This window comes from Micromonospora sp. WMMD1102, from assembly GCF_029626265.1.
Taxonomy (GTDB): Bacteria; Actinomycetota; Actinomycetes; order Mycobacteriales; family Micromonosporaceae; genus Plantactinospora.
The window spans coordinates 695,177-716,601 of the sequence record NZ_JARUBN010000001.1 but is presented as its reverse complement, the minus strand read 5'-3'; the positions used below and the strand labels follow the sequence as shown (position 1 = coordinate 716,601).

The 21,425-nt window shown below is 66.1% G+C and carries 17 protein-coding genes; 8 read left to right on the top strand and 9 right to left on the bottom strand.

The window, feature by feature from the left end:
• Positions 1 to 51: 51 nt before the first annotated feature.
• Positions 52 to 462, bottom strand: a complete 411-nt coding sequence (locus tag O7626_RS03395; protein ID WP_278059144.1) for a roadblock/LC7 domain-containing protein — start codon at positions 460 to 462, stop codon at positions 52 to 54.
• Complete coding sequence (locus O7626_RS03390; RefSeq protein ID WP_278066042.1) at positions 459 to 2,999, bottom strand: nitrate- and nitrite sensing domain-containing protein; 2,541 nt, start codon at positions 2,997 to 2,999, stop codon at positions 459 to 461. The genes O7626_RS03395 and O7626_RS03390 overlap by 4 nt, the downstream gene beginning before the upstream one ends.
• Before the next feature lie 321 nt (positions 3,000 to 3,320).
• Between O7626_RS03390 and O7626_RS03385 the strand changes: the two genes are divergently transcribed.
• The 6 genes from O7626_RS03385 to ribD all read left to right on the top strand — a co-directional run bounded on the left by O7626_RS03385 (position 3,321) and on the right by ribD (position 8,736).
• Entirely contained in the window at positions 3,321 to 4,205 is an 885-nt protein-coding gene (locus O7626_RS03385; RefSeq protein ID WP_278059142.1) for a helix-turn-helix transcriptional regulator, read from the top strand.
• Positions 4,202 to 4,408 (top strand): DUF397 domain-containing protein, encoded by a 207-nt coding sequence (locus O7626_RS03380; RefSeq protein ID WP_278059141.1) that lies wholly within the window; start codon positions 4,202 to 4,204, stop codon positions 4,406 to 4,408. The genes O7626_RS03385 and O7626_RS03380 overlap by 4 nt, the downstream gene beginning before the upstream one ends.
• Positions 4,409 to 4,694: 286 nt before the next feature.
• Positions 4,695 to 5,864, top strand: a complete 1,170-nt coding sequence (locus tag O7626_RS03375) for a hypothetical protein (protein WP_278059139.1) — start codon at positions 4,695 to 4,697, stop codon at positions 5,862 to 5,864.
• A 12-nt stretch (positions 5,865 to 5,876) separates the two neighbouring features.
• The gene (locus tag O7626_RS03370; protein WP_278059138.1) at positions 5,877 to 6,590 is read left to right on the top strand and encodes a creatininase family protein; all 714 of its coding nucleotides are present in this window, start codon (positions 5,877 to 5,879) and stop codon (positions 6,588 to 6,590) included.
• A 50-nt stretch (positions 6,591 to 6,640) separates the two neighbouring features.
• Positions 6,641 to 7,864 carry a hypothetical protein gene (locus tag O7626_RS03365; RefSeq protein WP_278059136.1) on the top strand — a complete coding sequence of 408 codons (1,224 nt, stop codon included), beginning with the start codon at positions 6,641 to 6,643 and terminating at the stop codon, positions 7,862 to 7,864.
• Positions 7,864 to 8,736: a bifunctional diaminohydroxyphosphoribosylaminopyrimidine deaminase/5-amino-6-(5-phosphoribosylamino)uracil reductase RibD gene (gene ribD / locus O7626_RS03360; RefSeq protein ID WP_278059134.1), complete on the top strand. Its 873-nt coding sequence runs from the start codon at positions 7,864 to 7,866 to the stop codon at positions 8,734 to 8,736. The genes O7626_RS03365 and ribD overlap by 1 nt, the downstream gene beginning before the upstream one ends.
• A gap of 578 nt (positions 8,737 to 9,314) precedes the next feature.
• Here ribD and O7626_RS03355 read toward each other — a convergent pair.
• From O7626_RS03355 to O7626_RS03340, 4 genes are all read right to left on the bottom strand, one after another.
• The gene (locus tag O7626_RS03355; RefSeq protein WP_278059132.1) at positions 9,315 to 9,947 is read right to left on the bottom strand and encodes a hypothetical protein; all 633 of its coding nucleotides are present in this window, start codon (positions 9,945 to 9,947) and stop codon (positions 9,315 to 9,317) included.
• Positions 9,948 to 10,203: 256 nt separating this feature from the next.
• A complete protein-coding gene (locus tag O7626_RS03350; protein WP_278059130.1) occupies positions 10,204 to 10,764 on the bottom strand; it encodes a hypothetical protein in 561 nt (186 codons plus the stop codon).
• 192 nt (positions 10,765 to 10,956) lie between these two features.
• Positions 10,957 to 11,874: a hypothetical protein gene (locus O7626_RS03345; protein ID WP_278059128.1), complete on the bottom strand. Its 918-nt coding sequence runs from the start codon at positions 11,872 to 11,874 to the stop codon at positions 10,957 to 10,959.
• A gap of 544 nt (positions 11,875 to 12,418) precedes the next feature.
• On the bottom strand, positions 12,419 to 12,949 hold the full coding sequence (locus O7626_RS03340; protein ID WP_278059126.1) for a pyridoxamine 5'-phosphate oxidase family protein: 531 nt from the start codon (positions 12,947 to 12,949) through the stop codon (positions 12,419 to 12,421).
• A 340-nt stretch (positions 12,950 to 13,289) separates the two neighbouring features.
• Between O7626_RS03340 and O7626_RS03335 the strand changes: the two genes are divergently transcribed.
• Positions 13,290 to 15,878 (top strand): AAA family ATPase, encoded by a 2,589-nt coding sequence (locus O7626_RS03335; protein WP_278059124.1) that lies wholly within the window; start codon positions 13,290 to 13,292, stop codon positions 15,876 to 15,878.
• Here O7626_RS03335 and O7626_RS03330 read toward each other — a convergent pair.
• On the bottom strand, positions 15,861 to 16,517 hold the full coding sequence (locus O7626_RS03330; protein WP_278059122.1) for a DNA-binding response regulator: 657 nt from the start codon (positions 16,515 to 16,517) through the stop codon (positions 15,861 to 15,863). The two genes, O7626_RS03335 and O7626_RS03330, sit on opposite strands and share 18 nt — an antisense overlap.
• A gap of 133 nt (positions 16,518 to 16,650) precedes the next feature.
• Here O7626_RS03330 and O7626_RS03325 point away from each other — a divergent pair, with 133 nt between their 5' ends.
• Positions 16,651 to 16,968, top strand: coding sequence for a hypothetical protein (locus O7626_RS03325; RefSeq protein ID WP_278059120.1), 318 nt, complete (start codon positions 16,651 to 16,653; stop codon positions 16,966 to 16,968).
• Between the two features lie 415 nt (positions 16,969 to 17,383).
• Here the strand turns inward: O7626_RS03325 and O7626_RS03320 are convergent, their stop codons facing one another.
• Together O7626_RS03320 and O7626_RS03315 are read right to left on the bottom strand one after the other, a co-directional pair.
• Positions 17,384 to 19,318 (bottom strand): ATP-dependent helicase, encoded by a 1,935-nt coding sequence (locus O7626_RS03320; protein WP_278059118.1) that lies wholly within the window; start codon positions 19,316 to 19,318, stop codon positions 17,384 to 17,386.
• Entirely contained in the window at positions 19,315 to 21,387 is a 2,073-nt protein-coding gene (locus O7626_RS03315; protein ID WP_278059116.1) for a TOPRIM nucleotidyl transferase/hydrolase domain-containing protein, read from the bottom strand. The genes O7626_RS03320 and O7626_RS03315 overlap by 4 nt, the downstream gene beginning before the upstream one ends.
• Positions 21,388 to 21,425 lie beyond the last annotated feature (38 nt).

Sequence of the window (21,425 nt, the reverse complement as noted above, 5' to 3'; positions counted from 1 at the left end):
GCTTCGAGAGTTGGCAGGCTTCCGAACGGCGCCAGCAGCGCCGGCAGGGGATCAGTCGGTCTGCGGCCGGGGTCCGGGTCCCATCGCTTCGCCGATCCGGACCGCCAGGTTCGCCAGTTCATAGGCGACGAGCGACGGGTCGCAGTCGGCACGGGCCAACGCGGCCAGCGACGAGCCATCCGGTACCTGCTGCACGACGAGGACGCCGTCCTGCATCATCAGCAGTTGGAACTGCACACCACCGGTCTGGAGCAGTTCGCTGGCGCCGCGACCCAGACTGACCAACCCCGAGACGATCGCGGCGAGTTGATCCCCCCGATCGGTACTCAGCGCTGTGGTACTCGCCAATAGCAGCCCATCGGCGGACACGGCGACCACATGGGCCACGGCGGGCATCCGCTCCGCCAAGCCGTCCAAGACGGCATTGAGTTGAGGGCGGCGGACAGAGGTGGGGGCGGTCATGAGGGTGCTCCTGTCGATGTAGCAGCGTGAGGGGGGTGATGAGCGACGGCGGCTCGTAGGCCACGCATGGTCCCGGCGACCTGTGCCCGGATTGCCGCCGGGTCGATACGGGTGGCGGCCTCGCCCGATCGCCGTTGCCCAGGGACTCCGGCGCCCCCGGGAACAACGTGGGCTTGTGGGCGTCGTCGAGGCAGGCCCGAGACCGTGTGTCCGTCGATCGCCGGCTCGGCGGCGGCAGCCGCCGCTTGCCACCCCGCATCCGATGCGGTGGAGAACCTCGCCGTTTCGCTAGCGGGCGCGGTCTGCGGCCACAACCACGGTGATGCCTCGGCCATCTGTCGGAACAGCGGCGGCTCCGACGCTGGGCCGCCTGCCGGCAGCGGCAGTGCAGCGTGAGTGAGTCGGGGCAACTCCAACGTCACGTCCGCAGTGGGTATCCGAGGCAACACCTGCGTCCGACCCGACGTGTCGGGGGGCTGGGCTGCCGGTCCGGTCCAGCCGGTGCCAGTAGTAGGAGCCTCAACTGGGTAGGGATTCGCGGGCGGAGCCGGAAGCTCGGCGGCGGGCCGACGGGCGGGACCGTGTACCACGATCTGCCGAACATGAACACGGGTAACGAAATCGGCAGGCACCAGCACCTCGGCGACCAGGCCAACCGGTTCACCACTGCGAAGGTGGACCCGTACTCCAAACTCGGCCGCGAGACGGGAGATCACGACCAGACCCATCTGGTCGGTGACACCCACCTCGGCCGCTGGGCTGGTCAATAACACGTTCGCCCGCTGGAGTTGCTCCGCGCGCATTCCAATCCCTGCGTCAACCACGCTGATTCGCAGGTCGCGGCCCTGCCATACCGCCGTGACCAACACCTGCTCATCGGCCGAGAACCGGGTGGCGTTATCGAGCAGCTCGGCGGTGATTTGCTTGACGGCATCGATGGCGCGGGGGTCGACCTCCGCGTCGACCAGGTTGCCAACGGTGATACGCGCGAAGCCTTCCACCTCCGACAGCGCCGCGTTGACCAGATCCGCGAGCACCACCGGTTCCCGTTGTGACTGGCCGGGACCTCCGCCGGCAGCGATGAGCAGGCTGTTCGCGAACCGGCGTAGCCGGGTCGCCTGCTGGTCTACCGCGAACACCCGGGCCAGCCGATCCGGGTCCTCCTCATCCCGTTCCAGCCGGTCAATACTGCCCAGCAACAGCTCAGTGAGGCCCTGCACACGTCGACCTACCGACATGATCATCGCGCTGACCTGGGCACGAGCTCGTGCTTGACCGACCGTTGCGTCGACTGCGGCCCCCAGCACGCCGTTGAAGGCATGCGCGACTCGGCCCACTTCGTCGCGACCCACCACCGGCACCGCGACCCCACCGGCCCCCTTGGCCATGCTCTGCGCCTTTGCTGGGTCCGTGACTACCCGCAGCCGAGAGACCAGGCTCGGCAGTTCCACATCCGCTACCCGCCGTGCACCCGACTCCAGCAGGGACAACTGGGTGATCAGTGACCGCGCCACCTGCAACGCGGTCAACATCGCGACCAGCAGCATCGCCAGCAGAACAGCGCCCTGTGCAAGCGCCGCGCGCAGCTGATCCGCCCGCACCTCAGCGGCAGTGGCCGCGATATCCGCATCGACGTCGGTCTGTACGTGCGCCAACAGGTTCGCCCGAGCGGTCATCACGCGGCTCCATTGCTCGGCACCGCCCGGCAGTCGGACCGGCTGGTACACGGTGGTGCTCGCGACAGCGCCATCCAGCCGAGCCACAGCCACCACGTCCGGACCCGTCAAAGTCCGGCCGAGCAGTGCCTGCCACCGTGGCCGTGCCAACGCCTGGAACTCCCGCAGCGCCTCTTCCTGCGCGGCCCGAGCCGCGACGATCTCCGCGTGCAGCGCTGGCGTCAACCGTCGCGCCGCCAACGCCTGAATCACCGCCACTTGTTGCAGACCCACGGCCTCGCGCGCCCGCGACAGTGCTACGGATGCCCGCATCTCATCGGCGAGCTGAGGATCAACACCGCCCTGCGCCACCGACACCAGCAGTTCGTCCAGATCGGCGATCACGATCCGGTACCCGAACGCCACCGCCGACAGGGCCACGACCCCCTCGCCGCGTACCCGCTGTCGCTGCGACTCGACATCGGCCAGACCGGCGTCCACGCGATCAAGCACCGCCCGCACGCCAGCGGGCGGGTCAACCAGACCAGACCGCTCGGCGTCGAAATCTGCGATCGCCGCATCCGTCGCCTGCGCCGCACGTTCGAAATCGGCCGCCGTCGCCGTCGAGCTAGGCAGCAACACGTTGACGGCGGCGATCCGCTCGGCCTGCAACCGCTGCGTCGCCTGCCCGGCCGCCGACGCGACGTCGAACAGAACTCGGCTGCGTCCGGCCGACTGGGCCTCCATAACCGATGACCACAACCCGACCCCGGCCGACACCACAGCGACCAGAACGGTCGGCACGACAATCAAGGCTGCCTTCGCCCGGACCGACACGTCTGCCAAGCGTCGTCGCAACCCGGGACGGGCACCGTGCGTCATCGAACTCCTCGCCGCCACCGTCGCTTGCACACTCATCGCGCTCGGACTCCTTGCACGCGCCGGCTCCCTCGTGCTCGGACGTGACCTACCCGTGCATAGCTCGTTACGAATAAACGATCACTGAATCGCACACGGCTGGGAATACCCACCTGTGGTCCGACCTCGGGTACCGACCTTCGGTCCGACCGCCATCTGAGCTGCACGTTTGTGCCGATCCGGCAACGACGCCAAGATCATTTATTCGGCTACCCGGGTTACATTTGGATGCGCCCGGTCGGCCGTGATCGCCGACCGGGTCCGAATTGATCCTGGAGGCCGCCGTTGACCCGCCCCAGTCCCTATGTCCGAAGACGGTGGCTCGGATGCGAGATTCGGCGCCTACGCGAGGAGCACGGCATGCAAGGCGATCGGCTCGCAGGCGCCGTCGGATTCTCCAGGCAGCAACTCAGCGCCCTAGAAAATGGTCACCTCGGCCCCGACATCGATTTGGTCAGTGGCATCTGCGACTATCTAGCCGTCGGCGCTAAGCGACGGACAGCGATCATGGACGCAGCAGCGGATGGCTGGGCGCGCGGGTGGTGGATGGAGCATGCCGACCAGATGGGAGCCCGGCAGGCAACATACGCCGACCTGGAGAGCGGCGCCAAGGCCATCACCGAATACACCATGCTCGTTCCAGGACTCTTGCAGACTGCGGAGTTCAGCAACGCGAGGTTGCGCAGCGATCCCGGCCGCCACAACGACAAGTTCGACCCTGACGCCGCCGTCGCCGCTCGCGCCCACCGCCAGAAACTGCTACTCGCCGTCGGCGGTCCGGAGTATGAGGTCATCATCGACGAGGTTGCGATCCGACGCTGTGCCGCCGATCCCACGATCGTCGCCGACCAGTTTCGACACATCGTCAGCCTTTGCGAGAAGCATCGTTCCGTAACTGTTCGGATACTTTCCATGAACGCCACCATCACGGATCACAGCTCGCCCAAATCGGCATACTCCATCTACCGCTATGGTGATCCGCAACGCTCCCGAGCTGTCGCGGTCGACACCCTCACCCGAGATCTGGTATTTACCGACCTCTACGAGGTGGACCAGTACGTGAGCCTCCAGGGCCGACTTAAGTCCAAAGCCTTGTCTCGGGAGTCGAGCATGCGCCTTCTGCGGGAGACCGCAGAGCACCTGTCACCAAACAAGGGAGCCCCGTCATGACCACACCGCAGTACGCGTGGCGTAAGTCCACTCGTAGCGACGATGGCAATTGCGTCGAAGTCGCCCTCGCCACCGAATCCGTTCTCGTGCGCGACTCCAAGACCACCGGCGGCCCGAGTTTGCGATTCGACTTGACACAATGGCAGACCTTCATCAGCGAGATTCACGCCGGCAGCTTCGCGTCTCCGAATACCTCAGGCTGAGCTGACGCGACAATATCCCGTCGCACCCCCGCAGAAGGCCGCCCGAATCTCGCTACCGAACCGCCGCAACGTACCGAAGGGGGCGGGGGTGGCGCGATGCCGGTCCGGCCTGCGATGCTACGCCTCGACCCGCATACTCCATGTCTTCCCCTGGTCACGCTGCGGCAGAGGTTCGTGTTTGTGGAGGTGGCCTGTGCCACGTCACCCCGGGACGGTCATCGCGCCGAACAAGCTGCTCCGTGATGCCCGCAGGGCACTCGTCTCGCCCAACCGACACGGCCAGTGCATGTCCCGGCCCGAGCTGGCCGACGCTGTCAACGCGGCGCTCGATCTCCTCTACCCCAACCGCGATCTCAGCACCCAGTACGTCGACCACCGTTGGGTAGGCAAACTGGAGCGCGGAGAGCACCGTTGGCCCAGCGAGGAACGACGTGCGGCCCTCCGACGTGTCCTGGACGCCGGCACCGACATCGCACTCGGCCTCTATAGTCCGCGGCGCACACCTGACGCTCCGCCCCCGCATCCCGTCCCCACGTCCGAGTCGCCGGCATCGCACCTGGTTCTCAGCCACGTTGACGACGAGCTCCTGTCCGGCCAGTCGCAGCCGTGGCTGCGCGCGCTCAACCGCATCACCGCGCAGCCCTCGCGCACGTGGCCTGAGCTCGGCCTCCAGGTGCGCGAGCACCTCGACGCCCTCGATCGCTTGCAACGACGTCTCGGTGGGGCGCACCTGGCGGGTGTTGACGCTCGCTGGTCCGAGTTCATGAGCTGGATTGCCGACAACACGTCCTCCGATGGCGGCGTGTGGTTAGAGCGTTCCCACCTGCGCGCGAACGAGGCCGGCGACCGCCCGCTCGTCGCGTACACCCTCATGCGGCAAAGCCAGCGTGCCCTCGACAACGGCGATGTCCGGGCTGCGATCACACTCTCGCGCCGGTCGCTGGCGCACGGCCCGGTGCCAGCGCGCACGCGCGCCCTCTGCCTGACCCGGCTGGCCGAGGCGCTGGCGGCCGGTGGCGACGCCGACATGAGCACCGCCATCACGGCGGCCCACCGGGAACTTCGGAGTGCCGGCGCCGACAGCGGGGACGAAGACGAGTTCGCGCGACACTGCGACCCACGGTATGTCGCCGCAGTCGAAGCCCGCTGTCGGCAGCTACTCGGTGATCCGGCCTCCGCGAAGGCGATCTTCGAGGACCTCCTCGACGACCAACCCGTCAGCGCGTCGATCGACAGAGGGATGTGGCACGCTCACCTCGCCGACTGTCTCCTCCACCACGATCGGGAACGCGCCGCCGGCCACGGATTAAGGGCACTGCGACTGGCCCAGGAGACCGGCTCGTACCGCATCGTCCGCGCGACTCAGCCGCTCGCGATCGCGCTACGCCCGCACGGCACTTTGGCGTCGGTACGCGCGTTCGTTGAGGCACACCGCGTCGCCGTGACCCGCCAGTGACAGAATGGCCGGGTGGACGCGTTCCTCACCACCAGCACCGACATCGCCGCCCGCACGCCGAGCATCGCGGTGCTGCCCGTCGGCAGCTTCGAGCAGCACGGCTCGTTCCTGCCGCTGGCCACGGACACCATCGTCGCCGCAGCGATCGCCGCGTCCATCGCGCAGCGACACAACGTTCTAGTCCTGCCGCCGATCACGCTGTCCTGCTCACATGAACACGCCGGCTGGCCGGGCACCGTCAGCATCAGCCATCAAACCCTCTCGGCCATCGTCGAGGACGTCCGCGCCTCCCTCGTAGCAAGTGGGATCACCCGGCTGGCCATCGTCTCCGGACACGGCGGCAACTACGTACTCTCCAATGTCGTGCAAACCGCCAACGCCGCAGCGCCGAGATCGATGACGCTGTTTCCCACCAGGACAGACTGGACGAGGGCCAGAGAAGCCGCCCGGTTGGACAGCGACGTACACCAGGACATGCACGCCGGCGAACTGGAAGTATCCATCCTGCTGCACGTGTGCCCCCAAGCGGTAGGTGCCGACTTTGTCGATGGGGACCACATCGCGGATGAACGACCGATGTTGTTGGTCCACGGGATGGCCGGGTACACGAAGACCGGCATCATCGGCCGACCCTCAGCCGGCACCGCCGACAAGGGCCGAGCCCTGCTGGCGAGCCTGGCGGAATCGTTCGACGATCATCTGTCCAGCCTGCTAGACGAACAGTAATCGACCGCTGCCAGTGGAAGGAGGTGCAAGTGCCCCGCCATCCGGAGACAATGGTCACGCCCAACCATGTGCTCGCCGAGGCGCGTCAGCGAATTCCATCACCCCGACGCCTTGGGCAGTGCATGTCCCGGTCCGAACTGGCAGACGCCGTCAATGCGGCGCTCAATCTGCTCTATCCGAAGCGGGATCTCACCACCCAGTACGTCGATCACCGTTGGGTGGGCAAGCTAGAGCGCGGAGAACACCGTTGGCCCAGCGAGGAACGCCGCGCAGCCTTACGACACGTCCTCGACGCCACCACCGACATCGAACTCGATCTCTATAGTCCACGACGCACAGAATCCAGCAACGCTCTCCCGGGTGGTCAGCCACAGCCGCCAGCCCACAGCTGGGACGAAACATTCTATCAACTGCGAGCACAGTGGCATCTACTGGTCCAAAACGACAAACTGTTCGGACCAGAATACGCCCTCATCGGCGTCGCCAATCAGCTCACGCTAATCGACCAACTCCTCAGCGACGTGCCCGCCCAACTCCGCCCCAACCTCATCCGATTCGCCGCTCAGTACGCTGAATCCGCAGCATGGCTGAACCAGTCACTCAATAAGCACCCGGCCGGTCACGTATGGACGGAGAAAGCTCTTAGCTGGTCGAACCAGATCGCGGATCCAACAATGACGGCCTGGGCGACGTACCGAAGCAGTCAGCATTGGCTAATGGCCGGCCAACCCAAGCGGTCTATCGAGTGCGCCGAAGCGGCAATGCTCTACGACCGACAGGTACCTGCACCCATGCGCGCGGCCATCCGTGTGCAGCACGCACACGCGCTCGCCGCGACCGGCAGAGCCCGCGAAGCCATGAACCTACTCGACGCCGCTCATCACTGGGCAGCGGATCGCCGACCTGGCAAGCCCGAAGGCGAGCACGGCTCCTACTGCACGAGCGGATACATCGAGGTCCACCGCGGTACCTGTCTCCGGCTCAGTGAGCGCCCGCACGAGGCCGTCGCCGTGCTCACCGAGGCACTTCCTGCCATACCGCCACTGCACCGCCAGGACTTCGCCCTCGCGCTCGCGAGCAAAGCCGCAGCGCACGTAGCTGCCAGGCAGCCTGAACTGGCCGCCACCACCGCGCGCACCGCGCTGCCGATCGCTCGCCGCGCAGGATCCCGCCGCGTCCTCCACCAACTCGCACAGGTCGGCGCAGCAGTCGACACCCACGGCCACCTTGCCGACGTGCGTGCGTTCCTCGACGACCTGGCGGAGGTCACCTGATGGCATCGAACATCGAACTCGCCGCGATGCGACACGCCATCGCGCTATCGGCTATGGGCATCGGAACCACGAGCCCAAACCCGCCCGTCGGATGTGTCATCTTGAACCGACAGAACGCGATTGTCGGCCGGGGCTTCCACCGCCGCAAAGGAGAAGCACACGCCGAGGTACATGCCCTTGCGGAAGCCGGACCGGCAGCACGCGGCGGCACCGCTGTGGTCACTCTAGAACCCTGCAACCACATAGGAGTCACGCCGGCCTGCCGACAGGAACTGATCGACGCCGGCATCGCCAGAGTGGTCATCAGCGTCATCGACCCGACATCGAGGGGTGACGGAGGCGCATCGATGCTCGCCGCAGCGGGCATCGATGTCGAAACCGACGTGCTCCGCAACGAGACCCTCGCGGTCCTCGGCCCCTGGCTCACCGCAACCCTACGACGCAGGCCACACCTGATCTGGGCCTACGCGCTAGATGACGATCACGACAACTCCATGACCCGACAGCTCGTACGCGACCTACGCGCCAGGGCGGACGTGGTTCTAGCGAACAGGTCCCCCGTCGAGGGCGTTCCCGGTGGGCACTCGGTAGCCCACTTCACGCTTCCAGAGCACGTCGATCTCGACACCGACCTGATGCCGTGGCTAACAGCGGCATACGCGACAGGCGCCCGAAGCCTGCTGCTCGCAGGATGCGAATATGCCGGCATGCTTCGGCACGAAAGGAACATCGTCGACGAACTCGTCATCGCAGTGCGACGGACGTCCTCGTCACCAATGCCGAACGTAGCCGGCTTCGAAATTGTCGATTTCTGGGCCGGGCTTGACTCGGTGAGGGTTCGTTTCCGACAAGCCGAAGGAGAGGAGATGTGAATGGCCAGTCATTCGAAGACGGTAGTCACATCCAACTCCGGGCCCGCAGGCACACGCCAAGTTCAGGTTTCGCCGCACCGGCCGGGACAACACATGCCCCGGCCCGAGCTGGCCGAACCGCGCTTCCCGGGCGGCCAGTGCCGACCGCCCACCAAACCCACAGCACTACCCACCCTGGTTCACCGAGTGTCGCCCCCTGCTCACCCCGGCACTCCTGCATCGCGGCCGGGGCGACCCGATTCCAGATGAGCTGTACGCGCACCTCCAGGTCCGCCCTGGCGCATGAAAGACATCCCAGGAGCTTTGAATGTCAAGCAGCGGCCTCGTTGAGGTGATGCGGCCAGGCGGTCGCCTCGTCGTAGACGGTGCCGGTCTTGAGACATCCGTGGAGGATGCTGTCGGCGTACGGGCTTCCGTGCAATGCCAGGTACGCCAGACGTACACACGCCGGGAGGTCTGCCGCTTCGGCTCCGTTGGCGGGCTGCCGATCCAGTGCCCGCCACCCCGCTTCTCACGCTGGGTTACCAGTAGAGTCGGGTCGGCGCTCGGATCGCGGCAGAAGCGGATGCCGGTACCGCCTACTTCCATGACAGACCGGGACAGGCGTCGTCGGGAGCGGTCGCGCACCTGACCTGGTGCAAGAGCCATAACGACTGATTGGCCTTCTGCCAGTTCGGCCAGTCAACGTCTGGCCAGCCGGATACTCCGCGAAGTCGCTCGAAGTGCCGGCGAAGCCCCCTCACCTGCTCGTGTTCCGCTGCGGAGAGGTGTCCCCCGGTCTCCAGGCAGATCGAGGCGAGCTGGAGGACATCCGCGTCAGCCTTGACGACCCTGCCCTGGTTCAGCAGCAAGAAGCCGACCGTGTAGATGGCTGCCCTTCTCGCATCGCCGTACCAGCAGGCTGGTGAGTTGGCGTTGGGCTCAATTTTCCTTGGGACCCGCTGGCCCAGGCGTTTCGCGTCCCGCCGCCGTTCCGCATACGCGGCCAGCTCGACCAACCACCGGTCTCGGCTTGCCAGGAGTGCGTCCAACGCCCGGAGGAGCGCAGCCTCCTCCCGACGGAAGGGCCCCGCGATATGTTCCAAGTATCCGAACGTGGCCAGGTAACCAATCGGTCGATAGCGCTCGACGCATCCCGCCAAAGCGTTGATTCGGCGTCCGTACGGCAGGGAGTGGTCACGTACCCTGCGTGCATAGGCACCGAAGCTCACACAGCAAGGCTAGCGATCTCGGCAATCGGATATCCGGGTCTGACGGCCCGGCGCCTGCCGAACCTGCTGCGAACCGCGCACTCATCTGGCACGACCGTGCGCCACACGCCAGCTGGGAGCCGTCGCCCTCTGTCACCTGTCGACAATCTGTGATCGCGCCCGGTCTGCGACATGAGAGTGAAGGTGATCTTGTGTGACGCCGGCGCGCGAGAAACCACCGGCCGTGGGGTTACTAGTCGGTGATCCTCGGTGGCGCTTAGGTGGCACTCGGCTTTCGCTTCATCATCCATTCGAGCGGCCAGCTGCCATCTTCCAGCCTGGCGTCGGGTATATCCAGGCTTTGGCGTGCGGCGGCGTAGAACTCGGTCCGTGAACGGCTGGCCGTCGCCACCGCATCCTCCCATCCAGCGGCATCAGCGCCGTCGATCCACCCATGGGCGTACCACTCCATGCGCCAGACGCTCCGGTGCCATGTCCGGGCTGCTTCTACCGTCGCGGGATCGCCTAACAGAAGAACGTGCTCCCAGTCTCGCTCACGTTGAGCAGACGCCGCTTCTAGCTGGGGTAAGCCGTCCTCAGGAGACAGAGACGGGGTTGTTGCATGGAGCCCCCTCCCCGCTGCGATCCTATTGGACAGCGAGTAACACGCTTTGATGGCGCGACCATAGTCCGCGTACGCGGCTGACCGCTGCTCGATGAGCTTCGCCGCCTTGTCGCGCCGGAACCGAAATCGATCGTTAAGGCTGGTGCCCACGAACGACAGCAGTGCGCCCGCAAGCACAGCCCCTACCGTGAGGAGCTGCTGAGTCACATCCATCGAAGCGGCCTCCTCATCCGCGAGTCTCTAGTTTGGCATGTGGTGTCGAACATTCTTGCCCTGTTTCCCGGTTAGCGCCCGCGAAGGCTCAACCTGCGCTGTCGTCGCGTGCGGGCGTGCAGTGATCGTATGCAGCATGCTCGCCACGCGATCGGTGGCAGTGCCGGATCTCCGGGCAGAAAGCGGTGGACACTATGCCTCGAAGCGCATGTTGGCCCAGAAGACCCGAGCGGGCGCCTCTCCAAGGTCTGCGCGATAATCAACGAGACGGACGTGTAGTCGAATTCGAGAACCCGCTTCTATTGTGGCAGCAATCGCTGCCGGCTGCATGTATTTCAAAGTTCGTTTAAATATTGCCGATCCGTCGACCTTAAGAATGCTGCATTCTACTCGCGCCGTAGTATTTTCCGAAGCGTCGTCAAATGCAACAAGCCCGCGAATTGTCGAATACCCTTCGGGTACGAGGAAGTCAACCCACCCGTATACGCCAGGGCCATTGAATTGGCACCCGAAGGAGTTATTGTGCAACTTCCCTACCAGGCGGGGTGATCGCGTGAACCAGATGGAGCCGCCGTCGTCATCGGGCTCACACCATCGGAACGTGATTGCTTCATCCAACTTCAGCGGCAGGCTCTGCCTGACGGCAACACTGGCCGTCGAAGGCGGGGATGTCACGCTAGCTGTGGGCTCGCCTGCGGCCTCTGTGTGCTTGGACTGAGTTGTCGCAATACTGGCTTGGGGTGCAACAGCACCATCACCACTCTTCGCGGTCGTTTCGCCGGACTTTGCCTCAATAATCGGCACAATAATCGCCACGACGACCCCGGCGACAGCGGCGATGCCGCCGAGAGCCGCCCAAAACTCTTTAGACGATTTGCTTCTACTGCCGTCCGATCCGATCAAACGAGTGCCCCTTGGCCAGGTACGTACAACTCGGGCATTTCTCACTTCCATTTTTCGCTCATGGGCGAGCATGCCACGCCGATGCTCACTGAGTCGTCCCCGAACCGGATCCTGTCCATGATCCGACTCTGCTGTAAGTGCCGCCGATTGAGGAGGTTCAGGGTGTTTCATTCCGATCTTGCTGTGGGCGTACATCGCCGGCTTCATCAAGCGTCGGTTAATAGGTGTCCCGTACCAGATGCAGGTACCGACGCTGCGCGCAGTTGGCCGAGACGTCGGCGCTACACCTATCATCCGTTATCGGCGTGAACAACAGTGCGGGCTATGTCACCATCTATATCCACCGGGGACTGTCGGCAGCGCACTCAACTCGGCAGTTCCGGACGTTGACAGGCACGGGGCGGGCCACGGGGCGTGGCGGCTGCCATCTGGGTGGTTCGTGGGTGGCTGCGCCGCGACGGCGCGACCCCGCCGGCGCGGTGATCGATGGTGATGATGGTGTGCTGTACTGCCGGGCCTGAGGCAGCGGGCAGGTTGGTCATCGGTGTGGTGGTGCTGCTCATCGGGGTAGGCAGTCTGGCCGGCTGGCGGTGGTGGCGTAGCCTACGGCCGTACGGGCCGGAGGTGCTGGCGGCGACCCTGAATCTAGTCGACCAGGCCACCGCGGACGCCGCGTCCAGCCCTGCTAGGCGGTAACGAGACATCTGCCGGAACGGGCCTTGGACGCGCATCGGTTGGCCAGTGCTGTGGATCAGGGCTGGGACGCCATGGTGAGCTTTGCGATGTCTGGGGCATAGACGGTCATCCAGTGCGGATGCAGCCGGTAGTAGACCACCTCGTTGTCCCAGTCGAAGAGGTCGTCGCCGTAGAAGTCCTTCAAGTACGCAAGCACGTCCGGCCAGTCCCTGGCCTGGTCGCCGTTCTGGGGGTTGAGGATCTCCACCTTGCCGTGCGTGAAGACGCCGAGGTCCTCACCGCGCATATGTGCGGCGCTGACGGCGGGCCGCGCCGCGAGGTGGCGCGCCTTGGCCGCGTCGCGCGCCGTGCCGAAGTACCACTTGCCTCGCAGGAAGTGCCCGTCCACACCGCTGATCCGCGGCTCACCCTTCGCCGTCACGGTGGACAGAGCGAGGGTGCACATGCCGGTGAGGACCTGGGTGAGCTGCTCCGCGTTCAGTGTGCGCTCGGTGTCGATGATCGAGCGGAGGTGGGAGGTGGAGCGGGCGAGGGAGGCGTCAAGGAGGGCCTGGAGCTCTTCGAGATCTTCTGGGGTTTCGCGCATGGAGGTCCTTGTCGTTCCGCATCTAGCTGTGCCGCGGTCCGCGCCTATCACCGGCGCCGACCGATGAACCTATCCTCCACCCAAAACCTGACACCTTGCGTCATATTTCTTCAACTGGCTTGCGGACGCCAGCGGGCCGCGCGGCAGCCGGCGTGAGAGGCCGGCGGCGCGACGTGACGGCTCCCCGCTGGCGACGCGCGTGCTCTGCGGCTGCATCGACCGTGAGCTCTACGCTACTGATCCGGTCACGCGGCTGGCGGCGTCAGGCCCCCTTTCTCAGTACGGCATGTAGCGGCATCATTACGAGATGGCTCGCAGGTCGCGTCGACCGTTGTATGCGGTGTTCACCGTCGCCGCTTTGGCACTGGTCGTCGCCCTCGGGACGCAATTCGGCTGGTGGCGGGCGTTCGGTGACCCGGAGAAGGGCGCCTGGCCGTGGATCGAGGCTACCGGTTGGATCGTGGGCGCTGTCTCCGGCACCCTCGGCGCTGTCTTCGGCGGCGCGTCCCTGGTGATCACGCTGCGTTCGATGCGCAAGGAGGTCGACCGGGCTGCGCCGGCACCTCAGCTGCGGCGAGATCCTTCACTGCTGGACCGCGACAGCGAGTACGAGCGCCTACGCGACCGGCTGACCGAAGGCCCGTGGGGCGTCGTTGCCGTCACCGGCCCGCCCGGCATCGGTAAGACCAGACTGGTCGACGCGGTGCTCGACGAGGTGAGGGCTGCCGACAGGACCGTTCGGGTGTACAAGCATGAGGCGGTGCCGTACGGCCGGCTGGACGTGCGCCACCTAATCGCGGATCTTGAGGGCTGGCACGGCAGGCCCGCCGTGCTCCGGCCGGGCGAGTCACTGCTCGGCCGCCTGGAAGCGGCGTTGGAGGGGACGGATCCGAGGCACATCGTCATCGTCGTCGACTCCGCCCAGCACCTCGTCGTCCCGGGCGATCGCAGACACGTCGACCTTCAGCTCGACGAGGCGCTGGAAGCGTTCGCCACCAACCATCGGCACCGAGTGGCTGTCGTGCTTCTCAGCCGGGATCCGCTGGAGGCTCGGACCCGTGGCAGCTGGTCCACCGTGGATCCGCCGATCGTTTTGGGGCGCCTACCGAAGCCGGACTTCGTGAGCCTTCTGCGCGCCCTGGACAAACGGGGCCGGCTCGGACTGACCGATCTCCCCCCGGCGGACCTGACGATGCTGTACCGGAAGCTGCACGGCAATCCGCGCTGTGCCCAGCTGATGCAGGCGATCATCACGCACTCCGAGCCCGCCGTCCGGGTAGCGACCCTCCTCGCGAGCGTCGCGAAGATGGAGCCGGCGGACGCGCCGCGGCGCCTCGCCGACTTCCTATGCCAGCACCTGCCCGCGCCCCGCCGCCGCGTCATCGAGGCGCTCGCCGCCTTCGCGACACCAATCGACGCCGCCGGGGTGACCGCGGCGCTGGCTGGCAAGGCCACCCGGGATGAGGTCGAGGGCATCCTGGAGGTACTGGCGGAGAGCGAGTTCGTCACCGCGACACAAGGCGGGCTGTACCACCTGGAGGTGACTGACATCGACGCGTTGCTGCCCCGAGACGCCGCGGAGCGGCGTGTTCTGCTGCGACGCGCGGCAAACGTGCTGGGGCGGCGGCGGGTGGCAGAGCCACGCGAGATTGATGATCTCCACATCCACTTCGCTCAGATGCGCGCGCTGCTCAGGAGTGGGTGGTATCCGGTGGCCTACGACGTAATCGAGCTGACTGCCGACATCCTGAATGAGTGGAACTGCGGCTTCCTGCTATTCGACCAGCGCCTGGAAGTTTGCGGCAAGCTCGGCGATCCGGTCCTGGAGATGGCCAACGACAACGAGCTGGGCGACCTATATGGACGGCGTGGAGACTTCGACGGGGCCAGCCAGGCGTACGGCCGCGCGCTGGACCGGGCGAAGGAGATCGGAACTCCCGAGATCCGCACCAAGATCCTAGCCAACCTTGGGGCGATGTACTGGCAGGACGGCAACGCCGAGTACGCCTACAACCAGTTCGAAAAGGCGCGGTCGGAAGCGCAGGCACAGGGCGCGTTGGTGGTGCTGATGGGTACGCTCGCAGGGCTGGCCGACTGTCACCGGCGCTGGGGACAGTACGACCAGGCCTTGGGCCGCGCGGAGGGGGCGCTCGCTATCGCGACGCGCCCTGACTTCGCGGACGCATCTGGCACTGGAGGCGCCGGCTACGCGTTGATGATCCGTATCCTGTTGCGGCTCGCCCGCTGGCATACCGAGATGAAGGACCCCGACCGGGCCGAGGAGTACATCGAGGACGCCGAGCAGGCGGCGGCATCCCGTGCGGACGATTGGCGGTTGGTCGCCTGCCGGGATGCCCGCGCCGACCTCCTGCTCGCGCAGGGCAGGCTCAGCAAGGCGATCGGGATGGCGAACGACGCGGTCGAGCAGGCGGTGCGAGTGCACGATCCGGTGACCATCCTGCAGGCCCGCACCACCCTAGCCATGGCGTATCTGACACGGGACGAGGTCGGGACGGCCAGGCAGCACATCGAGAAGGCGGACCGGTACCGGCGGGACGGGCAGGCCCTCATCGTGCTCGCGCTGCGGGCGCTCACGACCCAGGAGTCGGATCCTGTCGCCGCCGGGCGTCTCTTCGACGACCTCGCCGGGCAAGCGCGCAAGCGGATCGACCGGGACGGGCGCGACTTTGGCGCGCGCCACATGTTGGGGTTCGCCATCTGTGGTCAACGCCTGAACACGAGCGAGTCACTCCGCCCCGCCCACGACGAGTTCACGGTAGTCAACGACGCGACCAAGGCGGCCGCACCATACCTCCGCGAACGGATGCAGATGCTGGTGAGCCGGCTCGATGGTTACGCCCAGCGGCCCGGTGGGCTGCGATCGGTGCTCGACGTGCTGGCCGACACCGGGTCACGGCCGGCGGGATAACCGATCGGCGGCGGGCGGAAGCCATCCGAGCTCCTGTGCCCGCAGGACCGCTTGCATCCTCGTCTGCACGCCCATGTCCCGGTACAGCGACCGCAGCATCCGAAACATCGCACGCTCCGAATAGCCGACGCGACCGGCCAGCTCAGCCACCGTCGTACCGGCCGCGAGTTGGCGTAACCACGACAGCCGTTCCTCCGCAGGCCGGTTCGGCGAACCGCCGCTCGGCAGGCTCGCACTGGCCAGCGCGGCGAGAACCTCGGCAGGCAGCACGGCCAGACCGTCGGCGGTTGCTTCCACCGTCCGCAACACCGCCTCCCCCTCGGAACCTCGGGACAGTACGGACGTGGCACCGGCCCGCACTGCCCGAACACCGGCCATGCTGGGTGTTTGCTCCGCCGTCTGCTCCTCCAGCAGCGCCACGACGTGGGCGGACCCGGCGTCGTGCAGCGCACCCAGCAGATCCCAGCTCTGCTGGGACGACAGCGTGACCAGGACGACCGCAGGCTGGCGGGAACGCGCCCACGCCAGGACGTCCTCCGGTGTCTCGACCCGGTGACCGGCAGGAGACAGCACGGTCGCGACGCCTCGCCGGAACATCGGGAGGGGATCGACGACCGCGACATGGACCACCACCGGCAAGAGCTAAGCATCTACCGTCGACGAGTAGATGGACCGCCGCGCCCCGGGCAGGACCGTGCCGCATTCACGTCACCGTCCCGCCGCAGCCTGGCATGGACCGGCATCGGCGCTCGTCTTTAGCGTGGTCACGTGGATGACCCCACTGGAGGTCCGCATGGTCCATGACGACGACACCAGCGAGCCGGTGCACAACGTCATCCGCGACGGCGACTTGGCGCCTGCCGAACGGCCGGCCGACCTGACCGATGCAAAATACAACTACATCAAGAGAATCGCGATCGATGAGCCCAGCTGGGGGCCGCGGCAGATTTACGAGTGGATCCGCGAGGAGCCGAACCGGCACGATATCACTCGCGCGATGGTCTACTACGTCCTGAAGTGGGAACGGCCCGCGAGGCAGCCACGTCCCGCCCACCCTCCGGTCGCTCGGCGGCCGGGCACCAACATTTGAGACCGACCCCACCGATGGGGCTCGTGACAGTCCGCGCGACGCGGCAGATCGATCAGGAACCTCCACACGGCGCAGCGCGTCCAGGCAGCTCGTTCACGAGACAATAGACGAACTCTCCTCGACATGAGCGGATACTATCGGACGCCTCCAAGCGCGCCGTTGGTTGAGAGGGGAGGGCCGAAGCGTGGTAAGTCGAGAAAGAACTCGCTGCCTTCGATGTCTTGCATCACGATACAGACACTATTGATGCTGTCGGCATCGAGGCGGTGAAGCCGGCGTGCGCCGAGAGCGAGCAGCGAGCCCCACGTTTCGAGGGCGTCGGATCTGCCTCTGGCGGTGCGCACCGACTGGCGCAGTCGTTGGCCGGCCGCTGATATCTCCGTGATGTGGCTCCAGCATCTTCCATTCCCGGATGTCAGTCTCGATTGATCTCAGGCACGCCCGCGTCGTCGAGCATGGCGAAGAGCTCGGCGATGCGCCCGTGCCGAGCGTACGGGCTGGTGGTCGTGAAGATGATCCGCTGGGCAGCGCGGGAAAGCCCTACGAAGAAGGTGGAGGTCGATTCGATGGGATCTCGATCGTGTGCCCACCATTGTTGGTCATCGAGGCCAAGAAAGAACACGGTGTGGTATTCCAGGCCCTTGGCACGGTGGGCGGTCAACAGGACGACTGCGTCGGAGCACTCGAACTGATCGGCCACGTCAGTCCAGTTGGTGCTCGTCGAGATCACGGTAGCAAGCCGGGCCTGGAATGCGTCGGTGACGAGGTGTAGTTGCTCGCCAGGCGTTGCCGACTTGACGTATCGGCGTAGCGCGGCCAGGTCGAGCATGCCGAGCAGGAAGCTGGCCACGTCGTCGGCAGCAGTCTGTTCTGGCGGATGGGCCCTGAGCCAGGCTCGCAGTCCGACGATCAACGTGGACAATTCGTCGCCGACGCGCCGTTGCGCCGTGTTGTCGCCCTCGGCGCCGTGGATCCGGGTCAGTGTCGCCAGCACCTCGCGCCACACCTTGGGTAGTCCCCGCGGCTGGTCAGCCAGCCGGAGCAGGCCCAGCAGCAGGCGGGCGATCTCGTGTTTCAGTAGATCCTGCAAGCGCATCGTGGCGACCAGGGCGTCGTCGTTGCGCACGTTGATGCCGTGGCGGGACAGCTGTGTACGGAATCGGGTCTCGAAGTCGGCGATCTTCTGCCGGGCCAGCAGGGCGAAGTCCGCCGGTGCCCGGCCAGAGGCAGCGATGTCGCCGGCGATCCAGTCCGCGATGACGGCGGCCTCCCGGTCGAGGCTGGAGAAGGTCCACACCTCGGCGGGGTTGCCGTCGATGTCGTTGTCGGCCTTGGACATCACCGGTACCGCGTTGGGGTCGAGCTTGGTGGCGATGACGTGCTGTACGTCGACCAGGGCTTTGGTGGACCGGAAGTTCCACGTCAGCGGGTGAGTGGTCGCGTCGAACGCTTCGGCGAACCGTTCGAGGGCCTTGGGTAGCGCGCCGGCCCAGCCCATGATGCGCTGTTTGCTGTCGCCGACCGCAGTGGCCGTGGGACCGCCGGCGAACACCGAGACGAGGAACGAGAACTGGGCGCTGGTGGTGTCCTGGAATTCGTCGACGAACACGTACGGATAGGTCATGCGCAGTGCCCGCCGCAGCTTCGGCACGCACCGGACGAGCAGTTCGGCCAGCCGGTTGAGCATGACGAAATCCACCCTTGCCGGGCCGCGCCCGAAGTAGCGTAGGCGCCACCACTGCAGCGCCGCATACGCGGCGGCGTCGTCTGGGTCGGCGGCTGGCACTGTGACCGGCAGGTCCCAGCTGCCGACGGTGTCGGCGATGAAACGGCTTGCGTGCAGCTGGGCAACCTGGAGACGTATCGGTCGCGGAGCGGCCGGGATGATGTCGCCGAGGAAAGCCTCGACCTGACGTTCGGAGGCATAAGAGATCTCGTACCCGTGCGGCATCCGCCAGCTGTCGGGCAACGCGGAGGCGAACCGGTCGACTAGGCTTTTGGTGAACGCGTCGAAGGTCATGGACACGAAGCGGTCGGCGTGGTCGGGAACGCGGGCAGCGACCCGCCGGCGCAGGTTGGCGGCGGCGTCACGCTTGAACGAGATCGCCAGGATGCGCTGCGGCCACGGGCAGCTGCCCGTCTGCAGCAGGTAGGCGGCTTTCTGGGCGAGGAACTCGCTCTTGCCGGCACCGGGGCCGGCGACCACTGCGGTGTTTCCTTCGTGGTACAGCGCTCGCCAGGCGGCCGGTTCCAGGTCATCGATCCCGCTCGGCCGCCAGTGGGCGGCCGGGATCAGCACGGTAGGCCGCGTCGTCGGCCTGCTGGCCTCGTCGGTGTCGGGTCGGCTCATAGGCCGACCCGGTCGCGAATGTGTCTGATCAGGGCGGTGAGTACCTTCGGGGCGCCGTCGCGCAGCTGTTCGTCGGTGAGGCGGCCTAGTGCCCGTAGATGGCTGCTCGGCTTCGAGTGGGTCAGAAAGAGGTAGCGGTACCAGCGCAGGCGCTGGGCACGATGCGATTCTTGCCAGAATGCCTCGTCGCTGCTCTTGTCGCCGATGACGCGGGCCAGCGCGTCGCTCGTGTGTGGTCCGGTCTCGCCGGGTTCGAGCTTCTTGTACGCCGCAGGGAATTTGGCCAGCATGATGTAGTCGAGATCGAGCGGCTTGGCGTAGAAGATTCCGAATGTGCGCAGGTGCTTGATGATCGGCCACAGTTCGGTGAGTTTCAAGTCGTCATCAATGTCATCGACCTCGGCGTAGTCGTCCAGGCCGGCGAGTGGATTGATGCCGTTGGCGAGGAGCCGGTCGCAGGCGTCGCGCAGCCGGGCCGGGCCTGCGCCGGTGCGGCCGTAGTCGAGGTCCAGTAGCGTCGCGTGCGGGATGTCCAGGTCGTTGAGCAGCTTCCACATGTGGTTGGTGTGCCGGCCGCCGAGTGGCACTAGCGCGACGAAGGAGGGGTCGAGGTCGACGCCTTGGGCCTGGGCGATGCGGGGGATGACTAGCTGTTCGGTGTCGCCCTCGCCGAGCACGACGAACTTGGCGAAGTACAGCTCGGGGTGTGCGCGTACCGCCTCGCGAATGTATTTGCCGGCTTCGGTGTCGTTCGGGGGGAGCGTGATCGGGCGTACCGATGATGTGGCCGTGGTCGGGTCGTTGCGGAAGTAGCGCAGGTCTTCCGGTTCGATGCGGGTCAGTACGCTGGCGGAGTGGCTTGACAGGATGGCCTGGGCTGCTCCGCCGCCGGCAAGGTCCTGCATCTGGCTGACAATCCGAGACAGGTAGAACGGTGACACGCTGTTTTCCGGTTCCTCAACGCCGACTAGCGTCAGGTTTGGCAGCTGAGACGCATCCAGCGTGAAGTCTGCCCCGTGGGCGCGGTCACAGACTGCGGCTTCGACGTCCAAAGCGGTTGCCGTCAGCGCGAGGTGTAGCAGCGACCGTTGCCCGTCGCTGAGCAGGCGAGCGGGCCGGGCGCGTCCGGTCGGATCCGGTTCGAAAACCAGCTCGGTATCGCGGACGAGCTGGTCGAAGTCGTCGTCGAGCAGGCGCAGTTTCGGGACCGCGTGCGTCCCTCCATCGTGCAGCTGGCGCCACCGCGACCCCAACGCGTCGACGACAGCCTTTACGACCGGCTCGGCTGTGAACTGCTGCGCTACCTCAGCGGCGTGCTTCCCTACCATGGTCCGCAGTTCGGCCGTCCATTGTGCGGCCCGCCACAGCCTGCTGCCTAGAAACGCGGTCATCTGGCGGGCGCCGTCACGCGACGCCGGGATGTAGATCATCTGGATACGGCTGCGTTCGGCCGGAGGAAGCGGTGCGTAGTCATCCTCACCGTAGTCCTCGGCCAAGGTGCTGACGACGATACGGGTCTCCGTGATCGTGCCGTCCACGGTGCCGTCGTCTTCCCAGGTGGCCTTCAGGACGATGCGGACCTTCAGCTCGCCGTTGTCATCGGCAGCCATCCGCGAGAAGAACTCCGGAACTGGCCGCCTGCCGACGGCGGCAGGTTCTGCGGTTCGGCCGTGCTCGCCTTGACCGGGATCCTCGTCGTCGCTCTCCTCGTCGTCGCCGAACTCTCTGTCGACGGCCTCCTGAAGATCGGTTACCTCGTCGGCCCCGGCATCCGTCTCGTCGGTCTGTTGATCGTCCTCATCGAGCTCTGGGAAGGCGAGCACCACCTCGATCGTCAAATTGCGGCTGGTGGCGGCTTCGGACTCGTCGACGGGAACGTGGAAATCGTCCACGCGTACGGCACGTTCCCGGCCGGTGATCCCGAACAGCCGCAGCAGCGCTTCGCAGGCGGCGGTCTTCCCGCTGCCGTTGGTGCCGATGAAGGCGGTCAGGTCCGGCCCCAGGTCGATCGTGGTGCGGCCCGGCCCGAAGCACTTGAAGTTCTCCAGCACAAGCGTCTCGATGTACATCCATCACTTCCGGTACGACAAGATCGAAGGCAGCGCCA